This window comes from Pseudoalteromonas sp. SG44-8 (genome assembly GCF_014164125.1).
GTDB classification, from domain to species: domain Bacteria; phylum Pseudomonadota; class Gammaproteobacteria; order Enterobacterales; family Alteromonadaceae; genus Pseudoalteromonas; species Pseudoalteromonas rhizosphaerae.
On the sequence record NZ_JACJEQ010000005.1, the window covers coordinates 56819 to 77710 of the forward strand.

At 39.1% G+C, this 20892-nt stretch carries 23 protein-coding genes; 6 read left to right on the top strand and 17 right to left on the bottom strand.

Features of this window, described 5'->3' with window-relative positions; translation table 11 throughout:
* Window positions 1-76: 76 nt before the first annotated feature.
* From H5163_RS05955 to H5163_RS05965, 3 genes are all read left to right on the top strand, one after another.
* Window positions 77-439, top strand: a complete 363-nt coding sequence (locus H5163_RS05955; RefSeq protein WP_182734665.1) for a PilZ domain-containing protein — start codon at window positions 77-79, stop codon at window positions 437-439.
* 66 nt (window positions 440-505) lie between these two features.
* Window positions 506-1414, top strand: coding sequence for a histone deacetylase (locus H5163_RS05960; protein ID WP_182734667.1), 909 nt, complete (start codon window positions 506-508; stop codon window positions 1412-1414).
* A 71-nt stretch (window positions 1415-1485) separates the two neighbouring features.
* Complete coding sequence (locus H5163_RS05965) at window positions 1486-2160, top strand: hypothetical protein (RefSeq protein WP_182734668.1); 675 nt, start codon at window positions 1486-1488, stop codon at window positions 2158-2160.
* Here the strand turns inward: H5163_RS05965 and H5163_RS05970 are convergent, their stop codons facing one another.
* The 7 genes from H5163_RS05970 to H5163_RS06000 form a co-directional block, all read right to left on the bottom strand.
* Window positions 2161-2319, bottom strand: a complete 159-nt coding sequence (locus H5163_RS05970) for a hypothetical protein (RefSeq protein ID WP_182731471.1) — start codon at window positions 2317-2319, stop codon at window positions 2161-2163.
* A 222-nt stretch (window positions 2320-2541) separates the two neighbouring features.
* Complete coding sequence (locus H5163_RS05975; protein ID WP_182734669.1) at window positions 2542-2916, bottom strand: hypothetical protein; 375 nt, start codon at window positions 2914-2916, stop codon at window positions 2542-2544.
* Between the two features lie 315 nt (window positions 2917-3231).
* Window positions 3232-3720: a hypothetical protein gene (locus H5163_RS05980; protein ID WP_182731475.1), complete on the bottom strand. Its 489-nt coding sequence runs from the start codon at window positions 3718-3720 to the stop codon at window positions 3232-3234.
* A 344-nt stretch (window positions 3721-4064) separates the two neighbouring features.
* Complete coding sequence (locus H5163_RS05985) at window positions 4065-4640, bottom strand: hypothetical protein (protein ID WP_149982030.1); 576 nt, start codon at window positions 4638-4640, stop codon at window positions 4065-4067.
* 35 nt (window positions 4641-4675) lie between these two features.
* Window positions 4676-5989 carry an RHS repeat domain-containing protein gene (locus tag H5163_RS05990; protein ID WP_182734670.1) on the bottom strand — a complete coding sequence of 438 codons (1314 nt, stop codon included), beginning with the start codon at window positions 5987-5989 and terminating at the stop codon, window positions 4676-4678.
* Window positions 5990-6228: 239 nt separating this feature from the next.
* Window positions 6229-6480 carry a hypothetical protein gene (locus H5163_RS05995; protein ID WP_182734671.1) on the bottom strand — a complete coding sequence of 84 codons (252 nt, stop codon included), beginning with the start codon at window positions 6478-6480 and terminating at the stop codon, window positions 6229-6231.
* Between the two features lie 1281 nt (window positions 6481-7761).
* Window positions 7762-9237 (bottom strand): PLP-dependent aminotransferase family protein, encoded by a 1476-nt coding sequence (locus H5163_RS06000; RefSeq protein ID WP_182734672.1) that lies wholly within the window; start codon window positions 9235-9237, stop codon window positions 7762-7764.
* 115 nt (window positions 9238-9352) lie between these two features.
* On the opposite strand from H5163_RS06000, the gene H5163_RS06005 reads away from it, so the two are divergent.
* On the top strand, window positions 9353-9928 hold the full coding sequence (locus H5163_RS06005; protein WP_182734673.1) for a GNAT family N-acetyltransferase: 576 nt from the start codon (window positions 9353-9355) through the stop codon (window positions 9926-9928).
* Entirely contained in the window at window positions 9928-10530 is a 603-nt protein-coding gene (locus tag H5163_RS06010) for an FMN-binding negative transcriptional regulator (protein ID WP_182734674.1), read from the top strand. The genes H5163_RS06005 and H5163_RS06010 overlap by 1 nt, the downstream gene beginning before the upstream one ends.
* Window positions 10531-10609: 79 nt before the next feature.
* Here H5163_RS06010 and cyoE read toward each other — a convergent pair whose 3' ends face one another.
* The 6 genes from cyoE to H5163_RS06040 all read right to left on the bottom strand — a co-directional run bounded on the left by cyoE (window position 10610) and on the right by H5163_RS06040 (window position 16107).
* The gene (cyoE, locus tag H5163_RS06015) at window positions 10610-11494 is read right to left on the bottom strand and encodes a heme o synthase (RefSeq protein WP_182734675.1); all 885 of its coding nucleotides are present in this window, start codon (window positions 11492-11494) and stop codon (window positions 10610-10612) included.
* A gap of 46 nt (window positions 11495-11540) precedes the next feature.
* Window positions 11541-11900: a cytochrome o ubiquinol oxidase subunit IV gene (gene cyoD / locus H5163_RS06020; protein WP_145241350.1), complete on the bottom strand. Its 360-nt coding sequence runs from the start codon at window positions 11898-11900 to the stop codon at window positions 11541-11543.
* Window positions 11900-12520, bottom strand: a complete 621-nt coding sequence (cyoC, locus tag H5163_RS06025) for a cytochrome o ubiquinol oxidase subunit III (protein WP_145241348.1) — start codon at window positions 12518-12520, stop codon at window positions 11900-11902. Before cyoC ends, cyoD begins: the two co-directional genes overlap by 1 nt.
* Complete coding sequence (gene cyoB, locus H5163_RS06030; RefSeq protein ID WP_145241346.1) at window positions 12517-14520, bottom strand: cytochrome o ubiquinol oxidase subunit I; 2004 nt, start codon at window positions 14518-14520, stop codon at window positions 12517-12519. The genes cyoC and cyoB overlap by 4 nt, the downstream gene beginning before the upstream one ends.
* Before the next feature lie 2 nt (window positions 14521-14522).
* Window positions 14523-15446, bottom strand: coding sequence for a ubiquinol oxidase subunit II (cyoA, locus tag H5163_RS06035; RefSeq protein ID WP_145241343.1), 924 nt, complete (start codon window positions 15444-15446; stop codon window positions 14523-14525).
* A 247-nt stretch (window positions 15447-15693) separates the two neighbouring features.
* Window positions 15694-16107, bottom strand: coding sequence for a hypothetical protein (locus H5163_RS06040; RefSeq protein WP_145241341.1), 414 nt, complete (start codon window positions 16105-16107; stop codon window positions 15694-15696).
* A 1274-nt stretch (window positions 16108-17381) separates the two neighbouring features.
* On the opposite strand from H5163_RS06040, the gene H5163_RS06045 reads away from it, so the two are divergent.
* On the top strand, window positions 17382-17699 hold the full coding sequence (locus tag H5163_RS06045) for a hypothetical protein (RefSeq protein ID WP_182734676.1): 318 nt from the start codon (window positions 17382-17384) through the stop codon (window positions 17697-17699).
* 235 nt (window positions 17700-17934) lie between these two features.
* Here the strand turns inward: H5163_RS06045 and H5163_RS06055 are convergent, their stop codons facing one another.
* The 4 genes from H5163_RS06055 to H5163_RS06070 all read right to left on the bottom strand — a co-directional run bounded on the left by H5163_RS06055 (window position 17935) and on the right by H5163_RS06070 (window position 20865).
* Complete coding sequence (locus tag H5163_RS06055) at window positions 17935-19065, bottom strand: PepSY domain-containing protein (protein WP_182734679.1); 1131 nt, start codon at window positions 19063-19065, stop codon at window positions 17935-17937.
* 74 nt (window positions 19066-19139) lie between these two features.
* Complete coding sequence (locus tag H5163_RS06060; RefSeq protein WP_182734680.1) at window positions 19140-19313, bottom strand: TonB-dependent receptor; 174 nt, start codon at window positions 19311-19313, stop codon at window positions 19140-19142.
* Window positions 19314-19536: 223 nt separating this feature from the next.
* Entirely contained in the window at window positions 19537-19749 is a 213-nt protein-coding gene (gene nqrM / locus H5163_RS06065; RefSeq protein WP_149982042.1) for a (Na+)-NQR maturation NqrM, read from the bottom strand.
* A gap of 84 nt (window positions 19750-19833) precedes the next feature.
* Complete coding sequence (locus tag H5163_RS06070) at window positions 19834-20865, bottom strand: FAD:protein FMN transferase (RefSeq protein ID WP_149982043.1); 1032 nt, start codon at window positions 20863-20865, stop codon at window positions 19834-19836.
* Window positions 20866-20892 lie beyond the last annotated feature (27 nt).

The following is a 20892-nucleotide window of genomic DNA, read 5'->3' on the forward strand; positions in this document are numbered from 1 at the left end:
GTCGATTGGTATTAATTACACATGCTGACTAAAAAACAGGCTACACTTAATCCTAATACTCCTAAAAGGAATAATGATGGAAAACCGCCGACATTACACGCGCATTTTATTTTCAACTCCCGCGCATTTAACCAATAATACCCATAGTTACCCCTGCCAGTTGCTCGATATATCATTAAATGGCGCTCTAGTTAGTCGCAATAATGACTTTAACTTTACAAAAAACAGTAGTGCTATTCTTGCCTTTAAACTCCCGCAAAGTGAAGTAATCATCGCGATGACTGTCACTATTTGCCATATCGAACAACAACATATAGGTTTAAAATGTACCCATATTGATATAGATAGTATTACCCATTTAAAGCGTTTAATTGAGTTAAACCTCGCTGACGATACACTACTGCACCGTGAACTTGAGAGTTTGATCCACAGTGCGTAAAGCAAGTAACTGGATTGAAATTGCCCTGTAGGTTACCCTAGAGAAAATTCGCAACGCAATCTGACTATGGCTCTTAATCAACACTTACCGCTGGTTTATCACCCTAACTATTCGTTTAACTTTGATCCTAACCATCGTTTTGTAATGAGTAAATTTGCCCATTTATACCAACAAGTAAAAGCACTTGGTTTGGCGAATAGCAACCTAATCACACCTGAACTTGGCAGCCCTGAGGCGCTTGAATTGGTACATTGTGATAATTACATTCAAGATTTATGGCATAACCGCTTAGATGATAAAGCGATGCGTCGTATTGGGCTACCTTGGTCAGAACAATTAATGGCACGAACTTTTACCGCACCTCAAGGCACGTTGCAAACTGCGCGCTTAGCTCTTGAGCACGGCATTGCATGCCATTTAGCCGGCGGTACACACCACGCTCACAGCGATTTTGGCTCTGGCTATTGTATGGTCAACGACTTAGCCTTTACTGCACAAACGCTGATTCAATCAGCTGAAGTGACCAATGTATTGATTTTTGACTTAGATGTACACCAAGGCGATGGCACCGCAGCCATATTACAACACCAACCTTATGCATATACCTGCTCGATTCATTGTGAAAAGAATTTTCCATTTCGCAAATCCGCCAGCGATCTCGACATTGGTTTAGCTAATAATATGCAAGATGATGAATATTTAGGGGTTGTTGATGATACCTTGCGCTTTTTACTCAGAGAACTTAACCCTGATTTAGTGCTGTATGATGCCGGAGTTGATATTTGGCAACAAGATGGCTTAGGTAAGCTTGATGTTAGCTGGCAAGGCATTGAAAAACGTGATCACTTAGTGTTTAAGCGCTGTATTGAGCACAATACGCCAGTGGCAAGCGTGATTGGCGGAGGTTATGACAGAGATCACTTGCGCCTTGCAAAACGCCACGCAATTGTTATAGAGCAAGCTGCGCTGTTTTAAAAGCAGAGTATAAAACTGCTAAAACAGTATTTTTGACTACACTTTAAATTCATACCTTTATTGAGATCATTATGCGACTGTTGTTTATTTTGTTACTTGCATTTATGTCGAGTATTGCCAACGCCGAAGAAGAAGCTGTAAAAGAAGAGCTTCCGCCGATTAACCCAGCTTACAATGCAGAGCATGCTATGGTGCTCGTTAATCAAGGCTCGCGTATTTTTGCAGTTAGCCTACCGACTTATAAATTACCTCACGATGTGCAAGTTGTTTATCAAATTGAAAACCCAGATGTCGCTTTTTTAAGCCTGGTACGTGATGCAGAGCTTATTACTATCAAACCACAACCATTTAATATTCAACGGCTAATGCGTGGCGAAGAACTAACAATTACGGCAGATGTGTATGCCGGACACTACCAGCGCGATGGCAGTTTGGTTTATCAACATAGACCTATTGTAATGAGTAAATTACTTTATGCGCGGGAATTAACTGATTTGAACGAATCATCGCAGTGGCAAGAATACGACATGATCACCCTCAAAAATAATGAGCGAATTTATATCCATAAAATAACCCAAGCACCGAGTTTTAATCACCTTATTTTTGCAGATTTAACTAATGCCTGTCTGCAAAAATTTCGCACATCAAAACGCGTCCCAAATGCTAGCGAATTAACCTATAAATTTGCCAACTGTGGCACCTTAAAGCCGCTCTATTTTGATGTTGAAGGTTTGCAGTCAAAGTGACTAAAAACTCAACGAGATATGTGAAATGTTGTTAATAACATTGAAAAACATGTTTGCTTGTTCATCAGGCATCACTTGCTCTCCCCAGTAGTAAACATAAGAGCGTCCATCACTGCCATGAAATTGTATCCAATGGTTATCCCGTTGAAGGTTTTGCATTATCTACTTCAACACCTTCACAACGCCAATAATCATCAGTCCATTTCATTGCTGCTGAACTAGCAGCGCTGAAAAACACATAATTAGAAAATACTAATTTTAAACATATTAAACTCTCAACAAAGTTATTTTAAATTTTTAATATAAAGCTTTAGTCGCAATAAAATAAAAAGGCAAAAATAAAGACCTGGCACTATTTATTTTTCTCTCCTTTTTTATTCTTCAAAAAAAAATAAAATTAAATTCCATACAGCTATCAACAATTTTATTTTCAGCGACTATACCTTTTATTATTTTTACTGATTCCCTGCTGTAGGGGTGCTTCAAATCACTATACTTATCAATAAGCTCTATTTCCCCTTTCGAATTTATAAAAACAAATAAATTCAACTTCGCTGCTTTAAAATCATTATGAGAGAATACACTTGAGTTAAGGGCCGTTACTTTTATAGAATCAAACAGTTCACTACCACAAAAGTTATAATCAACTCTAATAGAGCAGCCTTTAAAAGAGAGAGCACAATTAGGATCTGTAGCATATACCTCAAACATAAATATTAAGCTAAACATATAAAAAATAAGGCGTTTAATTTTCATACTTCACTCTCAGGGTAACTTTTTCCAACTTCGATAAATATCTTCACCGTTTGTAACAGTCCAATTTTCATTTGGCGATGGGGCGTTTGCAAAATTTGATAAAAAACGGTTGTATGGCCAATTTCATGAGCTAAAAGGGTATCAATAGACTGCATCATTGTAATTTTTCTTGCATTAAAGATATCAACATCTCCGTAATACACATAATTATCACTTGCCTGAAAAGCGGATTCTTCAGGGTCAAAGGGTCAGGTCTTGCATCTTGCATCTTGCATCTTGCCTTTTATTATAAAAGTCAAAAAGAAAGACCTGACCCTATTTATTCTTTTTCACACTCAACTCAAAAATTAGGTTTTCATTTCCTTCTATTAAGTAAGAAATTTTAACAACTCGTCCCTCTTGGATTGTATCTGAATCATGCTTTCTATTCGCAAAAAAGATGCTTTCTGTTCCGTAATCATTATACTTAAAGCGTACTCCACCAACTGTAAAAGTCTCTTCTCTACTATTTCTTTCAACAATTTGAATATCTTCAATAATTCCTTCAACTGTAGAATAACTTCCAGAGTCTATGTCATTAGATTTTGATACTAGGCCATAAAATGAAAGTGACTGCATTACAAAAAAGCCAAATACAAATAAGAAACCAAGCCAGAAGTTAACTTTCTTTTTAAATTGTAGTTTCTTCTCGTACCAGTATTTTATTTTCGGGCAGCACAATAATAGTAGAACAGAACAAACAAGTGTTAAGTAAAAACTAAATTTGGTGCCCATAAAATCGGACTGATAATAGATTTCAAACATAAACTAAATCTCCTCCGATTAATCTATTGGCGCGTCGTTGTCATATGTACCATATTAGCTCCGCTTCCCCAGCCAATATCAAAACCGAAAGACGTATTAGATACCACACCCGGCCCATAAGTTATAGCAACATCCAACCCAAAGGGACTAAATGTGAGCAGTCAAAGGGTCAGGTCTTACATCTTGCCTTTTATTATAAAAGTCAAAAAGAAAGACCTGACCCTACTAATTCTATATTAAACTCTCAACAACGTTATTTTAACTATTACTACAAAACTGTAATCGCAAATAAAATACAAAGGAAAATAGAAAGACCTGACCCCACCATTTCTAATTTATGAGTTTCAGTAACCTACACAGAATGCACTAACAAATCCATCATCTGCATTCAAATCAACTATTTCATCTTCTTTAAAGGGAATAACTAAAATACCATAACCAAATATTCCATCATCAATTTCACCATTACTCTTAAAAGCAAAAATATACTTTTCTACATTTTGATAATGGATTAAAAAGGTCTTACAATTACTTTTATATTCTGACTTACCAACCAGACTAACTTCCACACCTTCTTCAAAAACAGTACTAAATAAAGGAAGTGTAAAATAATTAAGAGAACCCAAATATTTATTAAAAGAAGCTAATTTGTCACTAAATGATTTTTTTGGCTCATTTACAGTGTTAATAAACTGTTCTAAAATAAAGTTGATTTTACTATAAGTAACATTTGTTCTTACATTATTGTAAAAAAGCACATCTTGGACTTCAAAACCAAAAGCGTTACAAGTTTCAAAACTTAAAACCTCAACACCATTAACATTTTGCTTACCATTAAATTTACAAAAATCACTAAAAAGCTCTTGAGAAAAGCTTTTATTGGTAATAAATAATAAAGATAACAAAAAATAATATTTCATAATTTAATCTCCAGCAGAATTCGATGCTCTTTTTCCTAAAGTATAAAAAGCAAGCTGAACTGCATTCTCATTCGCGCGTTATTGTAACTAACCAAAAACTGAGTAGATTGGGAGCCACTGCTCGATATAGACATTAGTGTAGCAAGAGTTTGAAATGCGCCAACTACCTCACCAGCAACACCACCTATCATATTGATATTCAGGCTTGAGTACATATCAAGTGTCCCTCGGTAGATTATATTGATTCCCCCTGACGACATATTACTCCCGATCTTAGTAGCTCCTAATTGAACTTGCCTCTTAGTTAAACCCATTGACTTTGAAAGCTCTTTCCCAGAATACTCCCTGCCCTCAATGATTTCTTCTAAAGTTGCCAACCTTAATCTCGCTTCATCTCTTGTTGATGCGCTTCTATTTAAATACCTTATATTTTGTAACTCATCATTTATCGTATCAACAGTGCCATAATTATTCTTTGCAAATTCAGCGGCCCCTTCCGCATTATACCACCATTGCATTGCTGAGGTGACGGCGCCATTGGCAAACTTTCCACCCGTAAGTTTAGACACTGTGCCACCAACTAAGCCTGCAATCGCTGTTCTTCTAACTGCATCTGCATAAGTTCCGGTTTTCGGATTCATAAATCCTTTCATACTGGCGGTGACTAAGGAGCTGACAAAGCCATGACCAAATTTACCACCTTGCAAGACTGCAGAAACGCCTCCTACCATCGCATGCGATGCCACATTTTGAACAGCAGTCCACCCACCAACATCAAAATCTAAGTTAGCACCAATGTGTTGAGAAATATCTATTGTAACCGACGAAATTACGTAAGCCTTTAAAGCTGCACCAAAACTACCGGTAACCGCATAGGTTTTTAAGCCTTGATATAACGGTAATGCATAAGGTGCCCAAATCCCTATTGCTATACTTACAGCCGCATCGAGTATCGGAATACTGGCAATGGCTTTGAGTATTGATGTAAGCCCCGTTATTTTCATTAGCTTTTTCAAGAAATAACCGCTGGGGTCGTTATAGGTCAGCGGGTTATTTAACACGTAACTATAGCGGTTATGACTTTGCGTTAAATTAGGGAACTGGACAAAGGGATCCGCTTGTAAAAAACGACCAATGTTGGCATCGTAGATGCGGCCATTCATGTGGATGACTTCCAGCTCATCCATTTGTTCGTGGCCAGTGAAGCTGCGCATTTGCGACAATAACATCGCATTGCTGGTGAGCGCTTGGCTTGTATAAACCTGTTGCTGCTTGCCCCACGGATCATAAATGTATTGGCCAATGCCTTTACCTTGGTGATCTGTAATTAGCACTGTAGAGCCAAGCATGTCTTTATGGGCTACTTGTACTTTTTGTGCTTGCCCTTCAATTTGGCTTAGTTCAGAAGAAAAGGGACAGCCATATATTTTTGATTTCCCATAATAGCTATCTGTCGTTAAAGTTACACTCCCACCCGATTAAGCTACTCACTTAACCAAACCATCCAGCTTGTCTCAAATTATCATTTAAAGCGTTATTATAAACCGAGCTAAATAATATAATTACCATTTTAAATTAATATGAAAATCTAATTTCCCCCACTCCAATTCTTAACTAACTTCTCAAACGGAATATCTACCGAAAGCACGCACACTTCTCCATTACCACTTTCATTTGAACGATATTCAAAATTAGCTATTAATTCAGAATATAAATTAGAATCAAACCAAATTGCAGAGACAACGAATTTATTATTTTCTTTATACTCTTCAATTTTAGAGTATAAAGATAATCGACTATCTTTTTTATTAAGTAAAAAAATTACACTTTCAATCTTCAAGCCTGAAAATTATTTAGGATAAAAAACATACAGCTGCGTTGCATCGTTGAAAATAGTTTCTGACTTATAAACATGTTCAATCAAATTTTCTTTTTTTGGACAACCATTCAGCGCTTTATTAATAAAGACTTCATTTGAGGTAATTGCTGCCATCATTACAAAAATTACATTAATCATTTTTTACACTCGACCTATACTCTTTGAAATTACAGATTCAGGTTTATTGCTTCATAACACTACTTATATGCCAGCATCGAAAAACCGTCACTGAGGAATTATGACAAGCTATTATGAAGCAAGTGAGCTGAACCCTATTTGTTCGTGGTTTTTGTGCAGTCAATTTCTTCTTCGTAAAGTTTGTCGCTGTAATACGTGGTGTCATTGGCGTTCACTTACATAAAACGCTGATGTTGCGGGCCACAAGTAAAGTTGAGGGTTTGCACATCTTTTAATATTTACGTGGGTTTACCCATAGCGTTATAGCTCGCGCTGGTGAAGCCGTCACCTCACGTCATGTTTCCACGGAAGTTTTAGCTAAAGGTGCGCCAACTACCGCTACGTACAGGTATTTACTCTAATTCAAGTTCAAATAAGTTGACAGGCAAAAAGAAAGACCTGACACGATTTATTTTTCTTCTAATCAACAATTTCTAAAAAAATTAAAATTCTAAATGCAATTGCAAATACTAAAAGTGATAAACCTAAATAAAAAGCAATTCTAAGTGGCAAAAATACGTCATCTTCATACTTACGTTTTCTATAAAAAAATAAAAAAAGTGTATTTATAATGAAAAGTAGAAGATAAATATAAAAATGACTCTTTAGCGTCATCAATAAAACCACTAATTGGATTATAAGAAAAAACCACGTTAAAGCTATTATAATCATCCCCCCTTAATTTTTTATTCCCGATAAAGCAGGTTTATTTATTAGTTTATTCGAATTGGTTTAAATCCACTGAAGTAATTGATGTTGCTAAGATGAACTGGTTCCTTAAAATAGCATCAAGCAAGTACTCAATTTGAACACTAAATCTCATTGTAAATTTAAGTCCCCCCAATTCAATTTATGCAACTCAACTGTAAGCTGTCTTACTTGTTGTCCATAGCCCCTACTCCCACCACATGTTAGCTCAGTTTTTAATCACATTCTTATATGATTAACCGACTGATTAATAAAATATTTAAAGTTATATATAGATCCAGATTATGAAAAATTAATAACTAAAGCCATAACAAAAGTAATAGCAATAAAGTTATCTATGATTAACTTTCTACTATATTATTTTCGTACACTGGCATACAACTCCTGCATTACAAGCTGTAAACCTTGCTGCATGTTCTCACTCGATTGTCCTGCAAAACCAAGCCGAGCATAGCTATAGTTTATGGGTTTTAAGCTACGTACTGAGTTGGTAAAGTAAAACTCGGCTTGGGTTTGTAAATATATACCTTGCTTTGCTAACTGCGCTTTTAAGTGCTGAGTGTCTTTATTAAAGTTGACCCACATCGCCATGCCGCCGTCGGGCTTTTTATATTCTATAGGATGCCCAAGTGCTTGTAGCTCTATTAAATAGGCATCCATCGCTTCATAGCGCTGTTTATACAGTTTGGTCATACGCTTTAAATGGCGTTCAAAGCCACCTTCTTTCATCCAGTGCGCCACAGCTAATTGCATGATCACATCGTTCTTATGGTTCATCAGCTGCTTCCACGCAATTAATTGCGCTAATACTTCAGGCGCTGCGCAGATATAACCGATACGTGCAGCTGAAAACATAATCTTTGAAAACGTCGATAGGTAAATAACGATGCCCGCGGGGTCATCGGCGGCCATGGGTTGTAATGGCTGACAGCGATAATGAAATTCATGGTCGTAGTCATCTTCGATGATCATAACGTTATGGGCATAACACAGTTGATAAATTTGCAAGCGCCGCGTTGGCGATAAGGTCACGGTAGTTGGATATTGGTGCAGCGGCGTTAAGTACAGCATTTTAATTGGATAACATTCCAGCTGGGCTTTTAAATCATCAACACATAAGCCTTCATCGTCTTGTTTTATATCAACCAATTGCGCGCCACAAGCTGCAAATGCTTGCCTTGCTGGCGGATAACCTAACGTTTCTACTGCGACAAAATCATCTTTTTTTATAAACGCTTTTGCGATTAAAAACAGTGCTTCTTGCGAGCCATTGCAGATCAATACATCGCTTACGTTTAAATTACGCGCTTTGTATAAGTAATCACAAATATGAGCTTTTAATTGCTCGTTACCACTGACCTGCCCATAATGCAGTTGATTGATATCTAAGTGATTACACACATGGCTGACGGAGCGTTTAAATTCTTTTTGTGGGAAACTGGCAAGATCAGGCAAGCCACCAGCAAAGTTATATCTATACGCAGTTAAATCCATTCCAGCAGCAGGCACAGCCAATGTTTTAGCAAATTGATAAGGTTTTGCTTTCAGTATTGGAGTACTTGAGGTACTAACACTACTTTGAATGGGCAATGACTTGGTGATCCGATAACCTGAGCGCTGCTGAGATTCAAGCCAGCCTTCCGCTACTAATAATTGCAATGCATTCATCACTGTATGGCGATTGAGCTGATAAGTGTTTGCCATGACACGCGCCGAGCTGAGTTTTACCCCTGGCGCAAGCTTGCCTTGCATTATGGCATTGCGTATCGCGCTGGCCAGTTGCAAATATTTGGCAGGCTCTGACTCATCAAATTCAATAACTAACGGCTGCATTACGACTCCAAAAACACTCTAAACTGGTCTAGTTAAAAAGCTAAAACTGGTTGTTTATTACTGACCAAAGTAGCGTACCTTTGTTATTCATAAATAGCAAAATATGGGGCTTATCATGTTTACAAAACACATTCATCAAACCAGTAAGCTGGCTTTAGAGCCACTGACACAAAACCACCTCGAGGGGCTATATCAAGCAGGCCAAGATCCACAAATATGGCGTTGGGTTTTAATAAATTACACCCAAACCCGTGCAATTCTCGATGATTGGTTTATCAATACAGCGCAGTTTAATGCCGAACAACAAATAGTCTACGCCATAGTTGATAAAGTAAGTAAGCAGGTGCTTGGTACTACACGTTTATTTAGGTTAGATAAACAAAATCGCAGCGCCGAGATTGGCCACACATTTATTGCTAAAAAGTGGCAACGTAGTTTTGTAAATACCCACGCTAAATACTTGCTACTGCAATATGCGTTCGAAGAATTAGGCTTAGTGCGTATTGCTTTTAATACCCATGAACAAAACCAAAAATCGCGTAATGCTATAGCACGCCTTGGCGCGCGCTTTGAAGGCATTAGTTATAAAGACAGGTTACTTGCTGATGGCTCATACCGAAACACCGCTCAGTTCAGTATTATAGACGAGCAATGGCCGACAATAAAATCTCAGTTAGAAGGAAAACTATAATGTACCCAGCGGCCCATTTTCAACAACATGATAGCAAGCAATTACAACAGTTAGTAAATAGCTATCCACTGGCGACCATTTTAATGCCTAATACACAAAACCAACTCAATGATATATGCCGCGTGCCATTATTATATGACCCAGCTCGCGAGGTTTTTATCGGCCATGTGGCCAAATATAATCCCCTGTCATCATTTGATGGTCAATCAGTGAAGCTATTGTTTAGTGGCGATGATTGCTATTTATCGCCCGCTTACGCACACAATAAAACCCTACCTAGTTGGCTTTATTCGAGTGTTTATGTGACAGCTAAAGTGCGTATTGTTAAAGACCAACAGCACAAAGAACAGATCATGCAACGACTAACCGATCATCTTGAGCAACACTTTACTGAGCATGCTACAGATAAATGGCAAATTAATGAGGTACCCGTACAGCATCGCCATGTAATGTACCAACAATTAAGCTTTATTGAATTTATTCCTAGTCACTGGTGTGGCAATTTTAAACTTAGTCAAAACAAGCCTGCTGAAATACGTGCAGCCATAAAACAAAGCTTAATGTTAGCGGGGAAACTCAGTATTGCTGAGTTAATCAATTAGCGGTGCTATAAAAATGAAAAAAGGCTCCTCGGAGATCTTAGAGCCTTTGGTTAACTTTGAAATAAACTCGGTTTAGTAATTAGTTAAAAGCAAACAGATGCGGGGCAATATTTTGGTAATCAACTGCCATGGCGATACTCAGTGCAGTGATATTCACAATTGAAAACGCAAATACTTGGCGTGCCCAACCACTAATATCAATATTACGACGATAACCTCGCAGCGCCATTAATAACCACCAAAAACTAGTAGTGCAAGCAACAGCTAAAAAAGCCATACCGGTATAACCGCCAATGGTTAATAACATTACCACTAACGCATATACCGCGATATACAACACAATATGATGTTTAGCTTTATCAATACCTTGCGCTACCGGTAATACCGGAATACACGCAGCTTGGTAGTCTTTATAGCGAAAAATAGCAATCGCATAAGAGTGCGGCATTTGCCACAAACTGAACATTACTAATAAGATCAACGCGCCAACATCAAACTGTGCTGAAACAGCGCAGTACCCTACCACTGGTGGTACTGCTCCTGATAAACTACCGATAAACGTGCCATACACTGAGCGACGCTTCATATATAAACTGTAAACACCCACGTATATGACATAACCAAACACAGCAAAAAATACCGCAATCCAGTTAGTAAAAACCATTAGTAAAGCAAAGCCTAGTAAGCCAAGTACTGTGCCATGCAGCAAAGCCGTGGTTGCAGACATTTCACCGGTAACGGTTACCCGTGTTCGCGTGCGCGCCATGCGAATATCAATATCACGGTCGATCACATTATTGATCACGCAACCTGAGGCTACCACCAGCGATAAGCCAACTAATGTAGCAAGCATTAGCCAGCCATCAATATCACCACGCGAGGCGAGTAAAAACCCACCCGCAACCGAGATCAAATTGCCCATGATAATGCCGGGCTTAGTGACCTTTAAATAACGACGAAACATCTGCAGTTCCCCTATTCTTTGCTTTACGAAAACGTACTAGCTGGGGCTAGTACATCATCATGGCGTTCGATTCGTAGATGATCCATACAGACAGGCCAACCACCATAACGATGATCAGCGCACTGAAGATGAACGATAACGAACTGGCTTTACCGTCTTCGGTGGTAAAGTTCAGGTGCAAGAAGTATTTTAAATGCACCCAAATTTGCACAATGGCCATTACGACAACACAGGCAAATGTGGTTGGTTTTGACAATGTACCGCTCATCACCGCCCAAAATGGAATGGCCGTTAGAATGATTGATAAAACAAAACCTATTAAATAGTCTTTAACACTGCCATGTGAAGCATCACTATGGCTTTGTGTATGTAGCTCATTAAATACATGTGATTCACTGTGGCTCATTACATCACTCCCATTAAGTAAACAACGGTAAATACGCAGATCCATACCACATCTAAAAAGTGCCAAAACAAACTTAAGCAACTTAAACGTGTAACGGTTGCTGGGTTTAAACCACGACGTGACACTTCGAACATCATCGTCGCCATCCAAATCAGACCAGCGGTTACGTGCATACCGTGTAAGCCTACTAGAGAGAAGAACGAGGTTAAAAATGCGCTGCGCTGCGGGCCATTACCATGGGCAATTAAATGATGAAATTCATAAATTTCCATACCAATAAACACAGCACCAAAAGCAAAAGTAATTGCCAGCCACGTTAATGTAGCGGCCTTCTTTTGCGCATGAGCTGAGATCATCGCAAAACCAAAAGTGATACTACTTAGTAGCAATGCAGCAGTTTCAACCGCTACAAAGTCCAGTTCAAAAATATCTTTGCCAGATACGCCACCCGCTGTATTCATATAAAGCACAGCGTAGGTTGCAAAAAATGAGGCAAACAATAAGCAGTCGGTCATTAAGTAAAGCCAAAAACCAAATACCGTATCGCCACCAGTATCATGATGCTCGTGAGCATGGGCATCATGATTGATGATATTTATATCTGCAGAGGTAGCACTCATGCGCTGAACTCCTTACCTTGGTTAAATGTTGTTGCACTTTTATTATGTGCACTTTCAATTTCAAGAATTTCTTCTGGTTGCACGTAGTAATCAACATCACTGGTGTAACAGCGCTTAAAGAATACCGTGATGCCAGCAATAACACCGACAATTGCCAACCACCAAATATGCCAAATCATGGCAAAACAGAATGTGGTAAAACACGCACTCATCATCACCCCTGCCGAAGTATTTTTTGGCATATGAATAGGCGCATAGCTTGCTTGTTGTTGATACGCTTGGCCTTTTTCTTTCATATCAGTCCAAGTATCGATATCGTGTACATGCGGTATAGTAGCGAAGTTATAGTATTGTGGTGGTGACGATGTTGACCACTCAAGTGTGTGTCCATTCCACGGATCGCCGGTTGTATCTTTTAATGCTTCGCGATTTTTAAAGCTCACAATAAGCTGTACAACTTGGAACAAAATACCAAACATAATGATCACCGCACCGACAAAGGCAATGTACAACCAGATATTCCAATCTGGGTTATTGGTGTGGTTTAAGCGACGTGTCATACCTAAGAAACCAAGTACGTATAACGGCATAAATGCAACAAAGAAACCAATTAACCAACACCAGAAAGACGCCTTGCCCCAACCTTCGTGAAGTTTAAAGCCCATTGCTTTCGGGAACCAAAATGCGAAACCAGCCAAGTATCCAAATACCGCACCGCCGATGATGGTGTTATGAAAATGTGCAATCAGGAATAGGCTGTTGTGTAATACATAATCAGCACCTGGGATTGCTAGTAGTACCCCTGTCATCCCGCCGATGGTAAAGGTCACCATAAAGCCAAGTGTCCAAAGTACAGGAACTGTGATGCGTAAACGACCACGATAAATAGTAAATAACCAGTTAAACAGTTTCACTCCGGTGGGCACCGCAATGACCATGGTCATTACGCCAAAGAAGGCATTAACATTAGCACTGGACCCCATAGTGAAGAAATGGTGTAACCAAACAATAAAACCTAAGATAGAAATTGCACCGCTGGCATAAACCATAGATTTATAACCAAATAAACGTTTACCAGTAAAGGTCGAGATAACTTCAGAGAAAATACCAAACGCAGGTAAAATCAAGATATACACTTCAGGATGACCCCAAGCCCAGAACAGGTTGATGTACATCATGGCGTTACCGCCAGCTTCATTAGTAAAGAAGTGGAAATCTAAATAACGGTCTAGCGTTAACATAGTCAACACCGCAGTTAAGATTGGGAATGACGCAGCAATTAAGATATTTGCCCATGTACATGTCCAGGTAAAAATTGGCATTTGCATTAAACGCATACCAGGGGCACGCATTTTAAACACTGTTACTAAAAAGTTTACTGCCGTTAATAGTGTACCAATACCTGATATTTGCAGTGCCCAAATATAATAATCGACCCCGACTCCAGGGCTAAAAGACATCTCCGATAGCGGCGGATAAGCCACCCAACCTGTTTTTGCAAATTCACCACAGAACAATGAAATATTAATTAATATTGCACCACCGGCAGTAAGCCAAAAACTTAGATTATTTAAAAACGGAAATGCTACATCGCGCGCACCAATTTGCAGTGGCAATACAATGTTCATTAGACCAATCATAAATGGCATCGCCATAAAGATGATCATGATCACCCCATGCGCGGTGAAGATTTGGTCATAATGCTCTGGCGGCAAATAACCCGTTGCGCCTCCTGTAGCAAGCGCCAATTGTGCCCGCATCATAATGGCATCTGAGAAACCACGAAACAGCATGATCAAGGCAAGGATAATGTACATCACACCTAAGCGTTTATGATCGATTGAGGTGATCCAGTCGTGCCATAGCACCCCCCATTTTTTATATTTTGTGACTAAAGCTGCAATCAATGCCCCTGCAATCACTACTACCGCCATTGTCACCATCAAAATAGGTTCATGAAACGGAATGGCATCTAACGATAATTTTCCAAATAACGACATAATTATTCCTCGCCCTCGCTGTGCATTGTGTGATTTTCATGACCGCTGTGCTCAGGCATTGCACTGTGCATTTTGTTCATATCACCATGTGCTTGCATATATTTCATAATGATGGTGTGGAACAAGCCATCATCAACATCAGCAAAATAAGTCACCGGGTTGTTTTCACTCGGTAATGCCAGTGCATCATAATTCGCTTTAGTGAGCGTATTAGCTTGGCTTTTCACCTTGTTTACCCACGTATCAAAGTCAGCTTGCGTTGGCGTAGCTATGGCATTAAATTTCATACCAGTAAAACCTGCACCGCTGTAGTTAGCAGAAAAGCCTTTAAACGTACCCGGTTCATTAGCAATTAAATGCAACTTAGTTTCCATGCCCGCCATCGAGTAGATTTGGCTACCTAGTTGTGGGATGAAAAATGAGTTCATGGTACTTTCTGAGGTGATTTTATATTCCACCGGTACATTGGCTGGAAATACCAATTCATTAACCGTAGCAATACCTTGCTCAGGATAAATAAACAGCCATTTCCAATTCAGTGATACCACTTCAACTGTTAAGTGTTTGCCTTTACCTTCAAGCGGTTTATAAGGGTCAAGCTGTTGCGTTGATTGCCAAGTAATGACACCCAGTACAATCACTATCACAATAGGAATGGCCCAGACTGCGGCTTCAATTTTTCCTGAGTGTGCCCATTTTGGCGCATAAATTTGCTGCTCTTGGCCATCACGATATTTCCACGCAAAGTACAAGGTCATCACAATCACAGGAATAACCACAATTAACATCAGCACAGTGGCAATGATGATCAGATTTTTTTCATCTATCCCAACTTGCCCTTTTGGATCAAGCACCCCGCCTTTACAGCCAGTCAGTGCGAGCACAGTTGTGCCCAGAGCAATATTACAGAGGTTTCGAATTAACAAAGGACTATCCTACAACCTAAAATTTGATATGTGCTGCCCCTACAACTCTAAATAAAAGCGTAAAAACAACGGTTTGAATATTCCTCAGGTAACTTTTTAGCGCCATAAAAAATACTAAGCATCAAAAAAGCAATAAAGGAATTTGAGGGTGTTGGTTGAATCGCAGGTACACTGCGGCTAAGCGTTATTACAGCGGACAGAATCAGCAGATTAGTTAAAAAGCCAAACTATCTATAACGAGTAGCGTTCAACCATTAACAAGAGGTGGAGCACGACAACCATGAGCGCTGTGTACTACTAAAGATGTTTTTGTTTGACGAAAAGCAAAGGCTGCTTTGCGTAAAATAACCCCAGCACGACGCGCTGGGAAAAAGTGAAAAATCAACCAACATAAACCAATGAGTAACTGGCACGACACAACTGGATATGCCAAAAAGCCCAATACATTAATTAAAGATGACTCATATACAGCCCCTTCAGTTAATAAGCTTTTTAGCTCTGTCGCATCTTCAATACTACCATTTACCAGCATGGCTGAATTAATTAATAAAATAACTAATACAGAAAATAGCTCTCGTCCGGCAAAAAGTGCACGCGCACGCAACTGCCATCTACTAAGCGTAGAGTGCGTTTTTGCTGGCGGACAATTTTGCGAATTCAAACGTATATGGCCTTATTGGTTATATATTACGAAGTAAAGAGATTGGCTTTACGCTATTTTCCACTTCGTTGTTATGATCTTCATCAATAAAGTTTCAGTAATTACTGAAATTTCGGGATGATTATAACAAAGTCAACACAAGCTACAAGTATAAAACAACATAGCGGGCTAACTTTTTATTAATATATTGAATTACAGCTATAAAAAAAGCGCCATACTGGCGCTTTAAAAATAACTTAAATGATAATTGGCGGCTTTTATAAAATAAAAAGCAACTCAAGCTAAGTTATCCCCTAACTTGAGTCGTCTTTTTGACAACATCTTCACACACAATTATAAAGATTCGTTTAATAGCGTATTCGCTATTGAATTTGGTATTGGCTGCTTCGCCATCTAACTGCGTATCGGTTAAAATAAAAAGCAACTCAAGCCAAGTTATCCCCTAACTTGAGTCGTCTTTTTGACAACATCTTCACACACAATTATAAAGATTCGTTTAATAGCGTATTCGCTATTGAATTTGGTATTGGCTGCTTCGCCATCTAACTGCATGTCGGTTAAAATAAAAAGCAACTCAAGCCAAGTTATCCCCTAACTTGAGTCGTCTTTTTGACAACATCTTCACACACAATTATAAAGATTCGGTTCTAATATTTTTCAATACGTATTGTAGATTCACTGATGAACAATAAGTTCATTTAATCGCGTGGCAGTAAATAAAAGCAGTTCAAGCTCAGGTTAACTAAACTTGAACTGTCTTTTTGACAACATCTTCACACACAATTATAAAGATTCAGTTTTAGCGTTGTTCAATAAACACTGTAATTCAGTGACAAACTTTCAGTTCGTCCAATCATGTGGCAGTAAAATAAAAACAGTTCAAGCCCAGTTTGTACTAAACTTGAACCGCCTTTGACAACATCTTCACACACAATTATAAAGATTCTTTGTAAGCGGCTTGTTCATTTCGCTTCCTTGAAACTAAATTTAGTGTAATAGCTCAAAGCTTACAACTGATAAAAATAAATCTGATAGATGAAAAAAATTAACTCATAGACTTTAGTCTAAATTTTAGCCCTAAAATCAACTTAAATGTTCACAAAAAACTTTATCAAAAGATATTATTTTATAATAAACAATCAATTGAAAATAAAGCCCGCTAAGCATCATATATATGGAAAATGATTTCACTTAAAGTGAAGATAATTTTGGACCGATCCAGCTTAATATTATATTCTCAACAAATTGCAGAATAAGAATAACAGGATATTAATATGATTCGCAAAACCATACTAGTTGGCTTACTTAGTTACTCATTTAGCTTAACTGCCGCACCAATCGCAATGCACCAAATTAAAGGATTAAACAAAGCAGCGATTACACACGCTGATCTTGATCCTTTACTAGATACGCTAGCTACTCACCCCAGCATAGAGCGAAAAAATTTAGGTAAATCAATTGATGCATTTTATATTGGCTCGGGGCCAATCAAAGTTATGATGTGGAGCCAAATGCATGGTGATGAAAATACGGCAAGTGCCGCATTAACGGATTTTTTAAGCTATGCAATCGAAACAAAAAATGATGCATAGCGAGAAAATTGGCAAAACAAACTATCACTGATGATCATTCCTATGGTCAATCCCGATGGCGCACAGCTGCAAACCCGTTTTAATGCGCAAGGAATAGATTTAAACCGCGATGCTAAAGCGTGGAGCTAAAGCACACTTTTTACTACGCAACGATAAACACATCGAATACGCCGTATTAGGTAGTCAACTTATAAAACTTTAAATTTAAGTACGTTAGCCCTGTTCTCAGGGCTTGTTATTTTTTGCGATCTTTTTTGGCTGTATTTTTACGTAGATAATAACGATACCAACCTAGCCAAGCCAACCCTAAACTTGCCAACGAGGCGATGATCCATAGCACTTTAAGGCTTAGCCCACCTACACTGCCATTATGCAGTGGATGTAGCCAGTTTTTGATTTGGTTACTTGTTCCTTGCTGCCTAAGATCGAAGACCTTCACTACCTCACCTGAGCGCGGATTAATATCAATATAACTGTTTGGAAAACGTGTCGATTTATCATCACTTACCTGCATGCGCAGTCGATAATAGCCTTGGTTTACGCTGGGAGTTTCTATCCATGCAAGTCGCGCTTTAGGCAGTTGTGTTTGTGCTATTTTCACAGCCTGAGTAACACTAATTTGCGGGTTTGAAAAAGTTAACTGTGGTGCTGGTCTTGCAGCACTTTCGACTTTACCCAGTGCCCAGCCAAGCAAGCCATTGGTCTCTTTGGGCAAGGCTAGCATCGCACCGGTACTAGTAAGAATAAGCAAGGGTAACAACACCACTAAACCGATTGTTTTATGCCAATCGTACATGCGTCCTAATAAAGCAGCGCGGCGCTTAAAACGCAATTGCCTCAACCAAAAACCTGACTTAGGCCACCACGCAACTAAACCTGTGAGTAATAAGAGCGCGCTGCCAATTCCAAGGTAACCGACAATAATTGTCCCTGTACTGCCAAGTAGTAAAGTAAAGTGCAAGTTATACAGCCAAGTTACTAGGTAATCGCCCCAAAATGACTGTCTGAGCAAGGTGCTGCCATCAGCTGACAACCACACCATCATAGGTGCAAAATCCTGCCCTTGAGTCTCTTGAGGGTTATAATAGCGCGCCGGAATGAATTGTTGTTCAGGGGTCACTTCAAACCGCCACGGTCCCAGCTTATCTGGATACTGCATGCGTAATGTTTTTAATGCAGTGTTGTAATCACACGGTTGCTGCGCTGCATTCGCTAATTCCGGATGCAACCAGGTATCTATTTGCGGATAATAAACAAGTGCAGCTCCTGACAAGCAAAGGATTACAAAAAACATGCCAAGGCTTAACCCCAACCATAGATGGAGTCGCCTTGCCAACTTGCGCCACGCGAGTAACTGCTTACTCATTAATACTTAAACTTAATTGCAACAGATATAGCACGACCTTGTGCTGGGCTATGCAGAGTTTACGAGTCATCCCACTATACATATTCATAATACTCATCAGTTAAATTATCAACTTGCGTGCTTAACATCAGTGCCGAATTAACGTCATAAGTTGCTTTAAGCCTAAGTAGTGTAAAGTCACCATATCGTCCTTGGCTATTACTTAGTGCTAATTCGTAATCAAAAAGCGCACGCAGTTTCGCAGCCAAGTTTAATTGCGTTGTTAATTAAGTTGTTAATTGATAATCAATGCCTGCAGTGAATAAACGATTAGAAATACATCATATTATACAGTCCATACGAGCTTCACTGGGTGTGACATATTGTCGCAGTGGTCGATTACTTGACACATTTTAGCCGTAAGTGGGCATTAAAAAAGCGCCTGTTATTAAAGAGGCGCTTTTTAATGTATATTTGCTAGCTATCACGAGCTTATAATATTTGGTTTTCTTTCCAAACTTGCTCTTTTGCCATACGCTTTTTGCGTTTGTCGCATGGGTCATCACAATCACAGGCTTTATCAATGCCTACAGAGCCTAAACCACCACAGCTGCTGGCCATAGATTTCTTTTGCACTATCATGCCCACAGCCATCGCTGCGACAATTAAAAGCAGTAAACCAAACGTAAGAAGAAAAAGTGACATTGCTTAGCCCCTATTGATCAGCAATAAAATAATGCTTGATGATAATCACCAAGCTGTTGCTATTATAAACTGATTTAAACCGCGCTACAAATAGGGTTTAAATGCAGGGCTCGAATAAGTCACTAAGCCATCTTTTGATTTGCCGATCAGATAAACCGGTAAATCATTTTTTTCAGCATAGGCTTTGGCTTTATCCATCCCCATCACAGTCAGTGCTGTTGCAAGGCCGTCAGCTGTCATCGCTGATGGATGCAATACAGTAACCGATACTAGATCATGGCGACTTGGCATACCGGTTGCCGGATCAATTAAATGGCTATAGGTAATACCATCCATCTCATAGTAAATGCGATAATCACCCGATGTCGCAATGCCGTTATTACCCGGCGCTAATACACGGTGCACTTTACGCACACCAGGCTCAGCATCCGGTTGCTCAATAGCGATACGCCAATCTTGATCATTCGGTTTTTTACCTGATACACGTAACTCACCACCAATCTCAACCATATAATCAGTTAAGTCATGGCTTTCTAATAATTCAGCTACTTTATCTATCCCATAACCCTTTGCAGTAGAAGAAAATGATAATTCTAACCCCGCTACTGTTTTCGCCAGGCCTTGCTCAGTCAGTATTAGTTTATCAACCCCAATTTGTGCAACCATGGCTGCGAGTTCTTCATCTGTTGGACGTTTTGTTGGTTTTTTATCAGGACCAAAACCCCATAAATCAATCAGTGGCCCCATAGTCACATCAAGAGTCTTAGTAGACTCTCCTAAGCGGATGGACTCGCTTACAACTGCTCTAAAATCACGGCTAATAGGCATAACTTGACCAGCGGGAAGACGATTAAAAGTGTTGATTTCAGAATCATCAATATAAGTCGACATTGATTGATTTATATCTTTGAGCAACAGAGTTACTTCTGGTAATAAATTTAATGAATCCAGCTTTTGTTGCTTGGCGAAGACCTTAATATGGTAAGTAGTACCCATAGTTTTACCTTCAAGGTATAACTCTTGGGGCTCATCATTTTGGCCACAGCCACTAATGAGTAAAGTGAGGGTAAGAAAAAAGATGGCAATCATGCCTTGTCGGTGAAAAACTCTATTCATAGCAGCCTACTTAAGTAATGGAAATAA